We start from the raw sequence: 11,953 nt of genomic DNA, 5'->3' as shown, positions 1-11,953 counted from the left end.
GCACCCGCTGTGCCTGGCCACCGGAGAGCCGGTCCACCCGCCGTCCGGCCAGGTGGGCGATCCCGGCCAGCTCCAGGGCGCGGGCGACGGGCAGCCCGACCGGCCGGGGCGGATCCGGCCGATCGGCCGGGTGTCTCCGGAAAGGGGACATATGCGTCGTGCCGGTTATTTGGCAGAGTCTGAGGGCATGACGCAGAACGCATCGTTGTACGTGCCGTCACAGGCGCCGTCCGGGACGAGGGCCGAGTCGACCGGTACCCGCGCCGGGCCGCCGTCGACGGGACGGCTGATCGGCATCGACCTGGCGCGCGGACTCGCGGTCTTCGGCATGTACTCCGCCCACGTCGGCCCCGACGTGACCGTGGGCGGACCGGTGGGGTTCCTGCTGGAGACGGCACGAGGCCGGTCCTCCGCGCTCTTCGCGCTGCTGGCCGGCTTCTCGCTGATCGTCCTGACCGGCCGGCCGCGCCCCCGGACCGGCAGGGCCGGCCGGCAGGCGATGGCCAGGATCATGATCCGCGCCGGCGTGCTCGTCGCGCTCGGCTACGCCCTGACCGCCCTCGACACGGGCGTCGACGTGATCCTCAGCTTCTACGGACTGCTCTTCCTGGCCGTCCTGCCGTTGTACCGGCTGCGGGCCGGGGCCCTGGCGCTCATCGCCGCCGCCGGTGCGCTGGTCCTGCCGCAGATCCTCTACGTGGTGCGGAAGTCGATCGAGGAGGGGCACTGGGCGGACGCGGTCGTCGCCCGGGACCCGCTGGCCCGGATCACCGGCACGCACGGCGTCATCGAACTGCTGTTCACCGGGGGGTATCCGGTCCTCGCCTGGGTGCCGTACCTGATCGCGGGCATGGCGGTGGCCCGGCTCGACCTCACCCGGCCCGGCGTCCGGTCCCGGCTGGCCGCCGCCGGCGGCGCCCTTGTACTGCTCGGCTACGGCGGCTCCTGGCTGGCCCTGCGCCTGGTCCCGCGCGCCCTGTCGGCCGTCTCGGCCGCCACGGACGGCGGCGCGGCGAACTCGGCGTGGTGGTCCGACCGGGTCGGCGAGACCGGGCACCACATCCCGCCCGCCTGGCTGCTGGTGGCCGCACCGCACAGCGAGACGACGTTCTCCATCCTCGGCAACACGGGCGTGGCCCTGGTCGTGATGGCCGTGTGCCTGACCGTCGCCGCCCGGCTGCCACGGCTCACGCGCGCGGCCAGGCCCGTCGCCGCGGTCGGCATGATCGCGCTGACCGTGTACGTCCTGCACATCGTCGCCCTGTGGCTGCTCTCCGACGTCTGGCACGTGGCCGCGATCGAGGACGACGGCATGTCCGCGCTTCCGGTGCTCCTCGCCTTCATGGCCGCCGCCGTGCTGCTGGCCACGGCATGGACCAGGCTGTTCCGGCGCGGCCCCCTGGAGTCCCTGCTCCACCTGGTCGCCAGCCCGGCCAGGCACATCCGCTAGTGCCGCGACCGGAAAGGTTCACCGGCTCGCGACGCCCGGCACTGCTCTCCCAAGCTCTTCGAGTAGCGGACCCCCCAGCCGCGTTGTCGCATCACCCGAGACGGCCCTGCCGCCACCGGTGGTGAACACACCGGTGGCGGCAGGGCCAGGGGGTGCCGCTACGGCCGGTCGGCCGGCGGGTACCCGGTGGGCAGGTCCACCGGAGTGCCGTACACACGCATCTCGGCGGCGGCCGCGAACGGCTGGCCGTTGAGAGCGTTCAGCGCGGTGAACCTCACGTAGGAGGCGCGCACCGAGGGGAAGGAGATCCGCTGCATCTGCGGCGAGTCGACGAGGGTGCCCCTGGCCACCGTGGACCAGGTGCGGCCGTCGTCGGAGACGGCCACCTCGTAGCCCGCCACACGGCCGTTCTGACCGCCGCTCTGCCGGTCGAGGTAGCCGAAGCCGTTCACGTCGGCCGGACCGGCCGGCTTCAGCGTCACCCAGTGCGGGTACGGCGCGTTCCCGTGGCTGTAGTCGGTGTGCCAGATGGTGCCCGGGTCACCGTCCAGCACGTTGGACACCGGGCCCTCGGCCGGTCCCGAGGAGAGGTTCTCCGAGTCGGCGGTCGCCGTCATCGAGCCGGGCGAGAGGACCGGCACGGTCGAGACCGCCGCCCTGGCGTCCGCCGACACCGTCTTGGTGACACCGGAATCGGCGTAGACGGCCGTCGCCTTCCAGGTCGCCGACGTCCCCGCGGCGCTCGCCGGCGGAGTGAGGATCCAGGTGGTGCTCACGGTCGCGCCCGGCTTCACGCTGTCGAAGAGGTTGCCGTCGCGCTTCTCGACCATGGCGGTCCAGCCGTCGGGCATGCCGTCGAGCCGCAGGGCGACGTTCGTGACGTCGCTCTGCTCGTTGTTGGTGAACGTCGTGACGTACTCGCCCGGCACGCCGGGGCTGAGGTCGGCGCCGGCCGGAGTGGTCACGCTCGCGCAGGCGGCGCCGCCGCTCACCGGGCCGAGGTCGGTCACGCGGAAGTCGTCGAGGACGAAGTCCGTACCGGCCGCGCCGCCGAGCTTGCGCAGGCCGACCCAGGTGTCGCCGCAGCCGGCGACGATCTCCTTGGAGTAGGTCGCGGTGTCCCGCGCGGGGGCGAGCGTCTCGCGGGTGATGTCCTTGGAGACGGCCTTGCCGTCCCCGACCCGGTCCGCTCCTGTCACCCAGGCCCACTGGCCTTCGACGTTGGTCTGGTAGCGGAACGAGACCGCGTACTTGTGCCCGGCGGTGAACGGCACCGTGGCGGGTACCGTCCGGTACACCAGTCCCGTGTTCTCCTCGTGGGCCTTCAGCGAGTGCTTCCCGCCGATGACGTCGTCCACCGCCTGGCCCTTGAGGGTGCCCGAGGCGTAGGGCGAGTAGGTGTTCTTCCAGGTTTTCTGGCTGTACGGGGCGTGCAATTCGCTGACGCTGGTGCGCGGGTCGGTGGAGCCGCCCGCGTCGCCCTTCACGAACGGTCCCCAACCGGGCTGGTTGCCCTCGAAGTCGTCGTGGGCGACCACGGTGCCGCCGGACGGGCCGTCCTCGCCCCGCGGCAGCGGCGTGGAGGTGTCGGCCATGATCCGCACGTCGTCGAGGGTGACCGCCGCGTCCCCGGCGGCCGCCCCGATCGCCACGGTGACCTCGCCGTCGGCGGGCGCGGTGAAGGCGACGGACGCGCGCTGCGCGTAGGTGCCCTGCTTGGAGTCGGCGGCCATGGTGTTCCGCAGCGGGGTGGTGTCGAAACCGTTGCGCGCCTTCACCCCGTCGCCGGTCACGCCCAGTGCGACGGCGCGGCGCTGCCCGGCGGCGACCTCGACATGGGCGCTCAGCGTGTACCGCCGGCCCGGCTTGAGGTCCTTGACCTGCTGGGAGATGCCGGACTCGCCGGAGCCGAGCCGCACGACGTTGTCACCGGTGGCGCTGCGCGCGACCGCCGCCCCGCCCCGCGGGTTCCAGGCGTCCAGGTTTCCGGCGTTGAAGCCGGGGTCGGCCAGGCCGGTGCCCTCGCCGTAGTGCGCGTCCCGGTGCGGGGCCTGGTTCCCGTTCGGGACCAGGACGTAGGGCTGGTCCTTGTCGCCGGTGAGCGTCACCCGCCCGTCCTCGGCCTTCACTTGGGCAGCCTTCACCCGGCCCTGGTCGGTGAGCTTGTACAGCGTGAAGTTGCGAGTGGAGGCGAACTGCCGGGTCAGGTCGAAGGTGCGGGTGCCGCCGGAGGCGCTGTAGTAGTACATCTTGTCGGCCCGGCTCGGCGAGGAGGTGCCGTTGCCGCCCTTCGCCTCGCCCCAGGGCAGCAGATAGGTGTCGCCGTCGAGCACGACCGTGCCGTCCATCGACACCTGGCGCTTGCCGTCGGCCACCGCGACCCGGACACCGCCGGTGAGGGTGGCGGACTTGCCGAAGTCCCAGTTCATGACCTGGTAGTGCTGGAGGAACTTGGTCGGCAGGTTGTCGGTCCAGATGTTCCGGTAGAAGGCGTTGAAGTCGTCGTGGCCGGTCCAGCCCTCGAACTCCTTGACGCTGGCGCCGCCGAGCAGCGGGTCCACGTTCCACACGTCGCGGTCGGAGTTGGCGATGAACCGGACGATGTTGGAGTTGATGCCCTTGTTGGTGGCGCCGCCGTAGCCCTTGTCGCTCGCCCAGTGGGACCAGGTCGACGTGCCCTCGAACTTGTAGGCCCACTCGGTCGCGACCTCGAAGCCCATCGTCCGCAGCCGCGCCGCCAGCGAGTCGGCCAGCCAGCCGCTGGAGTAGTAGACGTCGACGTAGAGGCCCTTGAGGCCCGGGGCCTCACGGCGCAGCTGCTCGAACCGGTCGAGGACGGCTCCGGAGCCCAGGTCGGCGCGCTGGTCGATGTGGTACGACTGGTTCAGCCAGTTCCAGCCGTTGACCTGGCCCTTGACCAGGGCCTCACTGAAGTTCCTCGCCTGCGGGTACGCCTCGGTGGCGTTCACGTGCACGGCGAAGTCGGAGTTGTACTCGGCACCGGCCTTGGTGAGCTTGTTCAGGTCGGCGAGCCCGCCGGCCCGGGTGTTGTAGTTGCCGCCGTAGTCCGGGTGGGCCGAGTCATGGCCCTCGCTGCCGTAGCCCTTCTCCAGGACCCACTGGCCGAGGTCGTCCGTGGCCATCGAGACACGCTTGACGTTGTCGAGCGTCTTGAGGAACGGATTCGTCGCCTGGCTGGCGAAGTTGAACGGGATGTGCTGCACGACGCGCTCGGGCACCCGGTCCCCGCCGAGCGGCCGGGGCATGTGGTCGCGGTAGGCGATGGCGCCGTCCTGCCAGTCCACCCGGCCGTCGCCGTTGGCGTCCGCGGCGAGCACGACGGTCGCCTTGGGCAGGGCGTACGTCCTCACCCGCGGGTCGGTGGCGCCCCGGGGCGCGTAGGTGTACGTACCGGCCGACAGCTCAGCGCGCCGGGCGCCGTTGCCGGCGTCCACGATCCGCGACTGAAGGCGGGTGTTCCAGTTGTCGTTGTTGTCCTGCGCGGAGTCGTCGGTGGCGTTGGTGATGACGCCGCCCGCCAGATCGCCGTTGCTCACGAAGCCGTACGGCGTGCCGACGGCGGCCTTGTCGGGGGCCGTGGCGGCGGTGATCGGGACGAACTCGTCGGCCGTGGTGGTCGAGTTCGTCGAGATCTTCGTACGGGCCAGGGTCGTGTGCGGGGAGGAGGAGTCGGCGGAGACGAGTGACTGGTCGGGGATCGACAGCTGGTCGACGGTGGAGGCGGCGGCGCCCTCGATGCTCTTCACCGCGAAGACGACGGTCCCCTCGTCGGTCACCGTGATCGTCGAGGTGATGGTGAGGTCCGGCAGATCGGCGAAGACCGAGGTGTAGACGGCCTGGTTGCCGTGCGCCGTCATGGTCGTGGTGGCGGTGTGCGCCGTGCCGTTGACGATGAAGGTGTCCAGGGCCCGCGCCTGGCCGCCGAGCGTTCTGCCGCCCATCGTGTACGAGATGACCTGCGGGAACTCCTTGGCCACCTGGACCGTCAGGCCGGGACCGGTCAACTCGACCGGTGTCGCGGGGTGGTCCGGGGGAGCCGGCGCCGCCGTCGCGGGCGCGGCGGCCGGGCCGGCATGGGCGGGAAGGGCGCCGGCCGACAGCGTGCCGAGCGCGAGCAGCGCGGCGGTCGCCGCGGCGGCGCCTGTTCTTGATCGGGGCGTGCGTCGAGGGCGTTGCGGGTGGATGGCATCCACGGTGGGGCCTCCTGATGACTCCGGTACGAGAGAGCGAGGAAGACACGGCCCTTGTCGGGGCCGGTGGGTCAGGGGGCCGGCGTCGCGTCGACGCCGACCTCGGCGACGGCGGTCCACGGATTGCCGTTCACCTCGGACAGGGCGACGAGCCTGAGGTAACGCGCCGTCGTGGTCGGCACCGGCACCCACTGGGCCTCGGCGGCGTTGGGGAAGGTGCCCTTGGCGACCGGTTCGCCCCAGGTGCTGCCGTCGGTGCTCAGGTAGATCTCGTAGTCGGCGATCCGGCCGTTCCCGGAGCCGCCCCCGCTGCCCTGCCGGGGCAGGTAGGTGACGGCGCAGACGGACTTCGCCGCGCCCAGGTCGAACCGGATCTCGTGCGGTGGACGCGGCTCGTTCCTCGACCACTCCGTGTGCCAGTACGTCGCCGGGTTCCCGTCGATCGCGTTGACGGCCCGGCCATCCTCCCCGGCGGTCTCCTGGCTGTCCGCGTAGGTGACGGCGGTCGGCCGGGTCGATGTGTCCGCGCAGCTCAGGCGCAGCTGCGCCGAGGTGGCGACCCTGTGGCGGACGCCCTGCACAGTGGAGTCGACCGTGGCCCCGAGGGAGGCCGTCCCGGCCTGCGCCCGCTGCGGCGGCGCGGCGGTGAAGGTGGCAGTCCAGGTCGCCCCGGGCGCTACGGTCGACGCGGTCGCGCCGTCCGGGGTCACCGTCCAGCCGGCCGGGGCGGCCGGCCGGACCTCGACCGAGGAGGCGGGTGCGGCGGTGGTGTTGGCGACGGTGACGGTCAGCGTCGCGGTGCCGCCCGGCACGACGGTCGCCCGGTCGGCTGCCGCGGACACCCTCAGCACCGGCGCCAGGGTGAACACCGTGGCCCGGTGGCCGTCCGGCACCTGCTGCACCAGGCGGCCGTCGTCGTCGAGGACGGCCACCATCCGGGTGATCGCGTTGGTGAGGGTGACACCGCCGTCGGCCGCGGTGGCCTGCCAGCGCTGCAGCCGGTTGCCCGCGGCGCAGGTCTGCGCGGTGATCGGGGTGCCGGGCTCGAGCGGGGTGTTGAGGTAGCGGGTGCCGACCCGGGACTCCGCGCAGCGGCCGGTGGCGGCGTTGCGCAGCGTGTAGTAGCCGTCCGCGGTGGTGCCGAGGTCCCACGCCGACTCCGCTGCACCCATGGTCAGCGGCGCGCCCTCGGCGGCTGTGGCTGCGGACAGGAACGCGTCGCCGCGTGCAAGGGTGTACGTGCCCGGCTGGACCGGCGTCCGGTCCACGTTTTCGAACCCGGGCGCCCGGCCGACCGCGTTCACCCGGGCGGTGAAGGCCGCGTAGTCCGGGTCGGGTTTCGGCCGGCCCCAGGTGACCTGGGCGACCAGGCGCAGCGGCGCGAAGACGTCGGACTCGACCTCGTTCTCGGTGTTGCCGGAGCCGTTGTCCGGCCACATCGTCAGCTTGGCGCCGGTGACGCCGTCGGCCGACGGGACGGTCTCGCCGAGGAAGTTCCGCGGGTCCCAGCCGTCGTCGTACAGCTTCCGGGTGTTGACGCCGTAGCTGCCACGGACGTGGTACAGCGCGTTGCTCGCGTTCATCAGCCGGTGCCCCTGGGCCAGCAGCCGGCTGGGCTTCAGACCGGAGTTGGTCCAATGCTCGACGACGATATCGGGGTTGAGCGGCACCGTCGCGGCGGAGGTGATGCCGTCGTTCCAGATCCGCAGCGTCTTGCCCTTGGCCCTCACATGGGCGTCGACCCGGTTGACGAAGTCCACGAACGCGTCCTGCGGCACGGCGTCCGGGCCGAACTTCTCCTTGGCGTACGCCGCCATCTGCGGGTACCTGGCGTAGTCCGAGCCGAGCATGTACTCGTCCGCGCCCATGTGCCAGTACGGCGTGTCGAACACCGTGAAATACTCGTCGATGATCCGGGTCAGGAAGGTGAACGCCTCGGGCTTGGTGATGTCGAGGCGGCTGACCTGCTTCTGCCCGGCGTTGTCGGTGAGTTGCAGGTCGGGGCGTTGACGGATCCACGGCTCGATGTGGCCCGGCGAGTTCACCTCGGGCACCAGCGTCACGTGGTAGCGGTGCGCGAGCCGCTGGAGGGCGGCGATCTGAGGCTTGGTGTAGTAGCCCCATTCGTTCGCCTCGGGGTGGGTGGTGCTCTTCACCTTCAGCTCGATCCACAGCTGATTGAGCTTCAGGTACGCCGCGTCCTTCACCAGCCGCTCCAGCGACGGGGTGGAGACGTTGATGATGCAGGCGCAGACGCCGACGCCGCGTTCGGCGTACCGCGGCACGTCGACGGCGCTGCCCGCCGGTACAGCCGAGCCGCTGTGGAACATCTGCAGCAGGGTGCGGGTGCCGTAGAACGCGCCGGCGTCCGTCCGGGCGGTGACGGTGGCGGCGGTGCCGACGGTGAGCGTGTAGCCCTCGGCGCCCAGATCGGTGCGGGAGGTGTCCAGCCGCAGCACGATGTCGCCGGCCTTCGCCGCCTCGGTGCTGTGCACCACGGGCGGCCGCTTGCCGGTCTGCACCGCGATGTCGTCAGCGAACGTCGCGGCCTCGTCGTGCGTGGAGGTGGCGCGCGGGTCGACCAGCACGCGGCTTTGGCGGGTGAGGTGGAAAGCCCCCTCGGCGGGCTTCCAGTCGGGCAGTGCCGGGACCGTCACCGGCGCGGTCGTCGCGTCCGGCGCGGCCTCCGCGCGTGCGGGGGCCGTTAGCGCCGGGGCGGGTGTGGTCGTCAGCGTGGCCAGCGCGGTGACCAGGGCGGCCAGCGTGCCGACGCGGCGCCGGGACCTACGGGATCGGGGTCTCACAGGGCCGTTCCTCCTCGGGTCGGGAGGGGCGCAGGGCAGGGGCTTCACCTGGCCGCCTCCTCATGACGCTGATGGGGGCGGGGGAGACAGTAGGCCAATGGCATCGCTAACACCAGATGCCGTTTGCGATTCCCTGTTAGGGATGGCATCGCTGTGCATCGTCGGAGAGCACCGCCGGCTGTCCGCAGTCGGCCGCAGCCGGGCCGGGCCGGTCGGGCACGGACAGGCCCCGACCGGGCACGGCAGAGCGGCGGCCGGAGCCGCCTCCTTCCGGGGCTGCTCCGGCCGCGAGCGGAGGGCTTTCTACTGGTCGCCCCGCCGCATCGGCGCGGTGCTCGCGCGCACGATCAGGGCCGGCTCGACGGACGCGGGTTCGGGAGCGGCGTCCGGGTTCTCCAGATGGCGCATCAGATGGGAGACGGCGAGAGCTCCCATCTGCGTGAACGGCTGGGCGACGGTGGTCAGCGAGGGCGAGCAGTACTCGGCCAGGGCGATGTCGTCGACGCCGACGACGGAGATGTCGTCGGGCACCCGCCTGCCGAGCTCGTGCAGCGCCCGGATCACTCCGAACGCCATCTCGTCGCTGGCCACGAAGACGGCCGTGACGTCCGGGATCCGGCCCAGGACGAGGCCGTTGCGGTACCCGGACGCGGGTGACCAGTCACCCTCCAGCTCGGGCGGGACGCTCCTGCCCTCCGCCTCGAGCGTGTCGCGCCAGCCCTGGGTGCGGCTGACCGCGTCGAGCCACTCGCGCGGCCCGGCGACGTGCCAGACCGTCTCGTGCCCGAGGTCCAGCAGATGCCGGCTGGCCAGGCGTGCGGCCTGGGTCTGGTCGACGGCCACCACCTCGGTGGCGGAGGTGCGCGACCCGTCGATGGTGACGGTGGGAACCGAGCCCGTGAGCTGCTCGATCCGCCTGCTCACATGGATCAGCGGGACGGCGAGGACGATCCCCTCGACACCCTGCTCCTCAAGGCGCGCCAGCGCTGCCTCGATGGCGGAGGTGTCCAGGGAGGCGGTGGTGGCGGTGGAGACCGAGTAGCCCGCCTCGCGCGCCGCGTTCTCGATGCCGTACAGGACGGCGGTGCGCGAGTAGAAGGTGGTCTGCAGCGTCACCACGCCGATGGTGCGGCTGCGGCCGGACGACAGCATCCGCGCCGCGTTGTTCTTGCGGTACCCGAGCTGGTCGACGGCCGCGAGGACCTTGGCCCGCGTCCTTTCCCGCACGTTGGGGTGGCCGGACAGGGTCCGCGACACGGTCTGGGGGGAGACCCCGGCGAGCCGGGCGACATCGGTCATGCCCGGGGGCCGTGCGGCGCCGTCGTCTTCGCTCCGCTTCTTCATGCGTTCCCTCGTCCGCTCATCCCACCGCGATGATAGCGCCCGCACGGCGGTGTCCGTGCTGCTCGGAGTGCCTTTTGCAGCGGAGGCACCCTCCCATTGGCATCGCTATCATCCTGTGTCATAGTTCCGGCACGTCAGCGTGTCCCGGCCGTGCGGCGGACCGCAGGGGAGCCGGGTTCCGCTCTCCCCACCCCACGTCGAAGGAGAGGCCGTGAGGAAGCCAACCACGCGCAGGGCGGCAGTGGCGAGCGCGGTCCCGCCCGGACCCGTTCCCGCGCGCCGCCCCCGCCGTCGCGGGCCGGCCTCGTGCACCACCGCACCATGAGAGAGGCACGCCACATGCGCCGGTCGACGCCCGCCCTGTCCCACCCCGACGGCGAACTCCTGCGGCACGGCCGCCCGCACCGCGTCCTCGCCGGGTCGCTGCACTACTTCCGGGTCCACCCCGACCAGTGGCCGGACCGACTGGCACGACTCGCCGCCATGGGACTGAACACGGTCGACACCTATGTGCCGTGGAACTTCCACGAGCGGCACCGGGGCCAGGCGCGCTTCGACGGCTGGTGCGACGTGGAACGGTTCCTCCGCCTCGCGCAGGAGGCCGGGCTGGACGCGATGGTGCGACCCGGCCCGTACATCTGCGCCGAATGGGACAACGGCGGGCTGCCCGCCTGGCTGACGGGCACCCCGGGGATGCGGCCGCGGTCCTCGCACGGACCCTTCCTGGACGCGGTGGCGGGCTGGTTCGACCAGTTGATCCCGCGTCTCGCCGCGCTTCAGTCGGCGCGGGGAGGGCCCGTCGTCGCGGTGCAGATCGAGAACGAGTACGGCAGCTACGGCGACGACCACGTGTACCTTCGCTGGGTCCGCGACGCCCTGGTGGAACGCGGCATCACCGAACTGCTCTTCACGGCCGACGGCCCGACCGAGCTGATGCTCGACGGCGGCACGCTGCCCGACGAACTCGCGACAGCGACGTTCGGCTCCCAGGCGGCCGAGGCCGCCGCACTGCTGCGGGCGCGCCGCCGGGGCGAGCCGTTCGTCTGCGCGGAGTTCTGGAACGGCTGGTTCGACCACTGGGGGGAGCGGCACCACGTCCGGTCGCCTCGGAGCGCTGCGGGGACACTGGGCGACATCCTCGACGCCGGTGGCTCGGTGAGCCTCTACATGGCCCACGGCGGCACCAACTTCGGGCTCTGGGCAGGCGCCAACCACGACGGCGAGGCCATCCAGCCGACCGTGACCAGCTATGACTCGGACGCGCCGATCGCCGAACACGGCGGGCTCACCCCGAAGTTCTTCGCCCTGCGCGACCGGCTCGGCGCCGTGACCGGCCTCCCGGAGCAGCCACCGCCCGCCGATCCCGCGCTGCTGGCACCCCGCGTCGTCCCGGTCGTCCGGGGCGCCGAACTGCTGGGCGGGCTGGAAGCCGTCTCCCGGGCGGTGGACTCACCCCACCCGCCGAGCTTCGAGGAACTGGGACAGTCCTCCGGTCTGGTGCTCAACCGTGCGCACCCGAAACTCCCTGAAGGCGCCCTTGAATTGACCGTCAGCGGACTGCACGACCGCGCCCAGGTCTTCGTCGACGGCGCCCCGGCCGGGGTCGTCGACCGGGAGGCCGGCTCGCTCACCCTTCACGGCACGGGGCGGCGGGTACGGCTGGAACTCCTCGTCGAGAACCAGGGGCGGATCAACTACGGCCCGCTCCTCGGCCAGGGCAAGGGCATCCTCGGCCATGTCCGGGTGGGACGCCGGATGGTCAACGGCTGGACGACGCACCCGCTGCCGCTGGACGAGTGGTCGGCGGAGGAGGTCGACCGCGCGGCGTCCGCCACCGACCCGCGGGGCCCCGCCGGATTCGCGACGGCACGGTTCACGGTGGACGAGCGGGCGGACACCTTCCTGGCGTTTCCCGGTTTCGGCAAGGGGTTCGTCTGGATCAACGGCTTCCTGCTCGGCCGGTACTGGGAGATCGGCCCCCAGATGACGCTGTACGTCCCGGCGCCGCTCCTGGTGCAGGGCGAGAACACCGTCACCCTGCTGGAGTTGGAACGCCTCGGGGAGCGGATCGAGTTGCGCGACGCGCCGGAGCTGGGGGAGACCGAGGAGTACGTCGAGACCTTCTCCTCGTAGCGGCGCCGACC

General features: G+C 72.0%; 5 protein-coding genes and 1 pseudogene. 2 read left to right on the top strand and 4 right to left on the bottom strand.

Features of this window, described 5'->3' with window-relative positions; genetic code table 11:
• Positions 1-103: pseudogene (locus tag ACWEK3_RS26590) on the bottom strand (ABC transporter ATP-binding protein); the annotation flags it as partial.
• Positions 104-187: 84 nt separating this feature from the next.
• Here ACWEK3_RS26590 and ACWEK3_RS26585 point away from each other — a divergent pair.
• Positions 188-1,450 carry a DUF418 domain-containing protein gene (locus ACWEK3_RS26585; RefSeq protein ID WP_450547818.1) on the top strand — a complete coding sequence of 421 codons (1,263 nt, stop codon included), beginning with the start codon at positions 188-190 and terminating at the stop codon, positions 1,448-1,450.
• Positions 1,451-1,608: 158 nt separating this feature from the next.
• Here the strand turns inward: ACWEK3_RS26585 and ACWEK3_RS26580 are convergent, their stop codons facing one another.
• The 3 genes from ACWEK3_RS26580 to ACWEK3_RS26570 all read right to left on the bottom strand — a co-directional run bounded on the left by ACWEK3_RS26580 (position 1,609) and on the right by ACWEK3_RS26570 (position 9,809).
• Entirely contained in the window at positions 1,609-5,664 is a 4,056-nt protein-coding gene (locus tag ACWEK3_RS26580) for an endo-alpha-N-acetylgalactosaminidase family protein (protein WP_453250744.1), read from the bottom strand.
• A gap of 68 nt (positions 5,665-5,732) precedes the next feature.
• A complete protein-coding gene (locus tag ACWEK3_RS26575; RefSeq protein WP_453250743.1) occupies positions 5,733-8,465 on the bottom strand; it encodes a family 20 glycosylhydrolase in 2,733 nt (910 codons plus the stop codon).
• A gap of 303 nt (positions 8,466-8,768) precedes the next feature.
• On the bottom strand, positions 8,769-9,809 hold the full coding sequence (locus tag ACWEK3_RS26570) for a LacI family DNA-binding transcriptional regulator (protein WP_450542158.1): 1,041 nt from the start codon (positions 9,807-9,809) through the stop codon (positions 8,769-8,771).
• A 321-nt stretch (positions 9,810-10,130) separates the two neighbouring features.
• On the opposite strand from ACWEK3_RS26570, the gene ACWEK3_RS26565 reads away from it, so the two are divergent.
• Complete coding sequence (locus ACWEK3_RS26565) at positions 10,131-11,942, top strand: glycoside hydrolase family 35 protein (RefSeq protein ID WP_453250742.1); 1,812 nt, start codon at positions 10,131-10,133, stop codon at positions 11,940-11,942.
• Positions 11,943-11,953 lie beyond the last annotated feature (11 nt).

Source organism: Streptomyces sp. NPDC004721, assembly GCF_053601495.1.
The sequence above is the reverse complement of the archived record's forward strand: the minus strand, read 5'-3'. Positions and strand labels throughout refer to the sequence as shown.

Bases quoted from the DNA above. Each gene is read 5' to 3' on its own strand.
- ACWEK3_RS26585 (WP_450547818.1), top strand. From the start codon at position 188: ATGACGCAGAACGCATCGTTGTACGTGCCGTCACAGGCGCCGTCCGGG.
- ACWEK3_RS26570 (WP_450542158.1), bottom strand. From the start codon at position 9,809: ATGAAGAAGCGGAGCGAAGACGACGGCGCCGCACGGCCCCCGGGCATG.
- ACWEK3_RS26565 (WP_453250742.1), top strand. From the start codon at position 10,131: ATGAGAGAGGCACGCCACATGCGCCGGTCGACGCCCGCCCTGTCCCAC.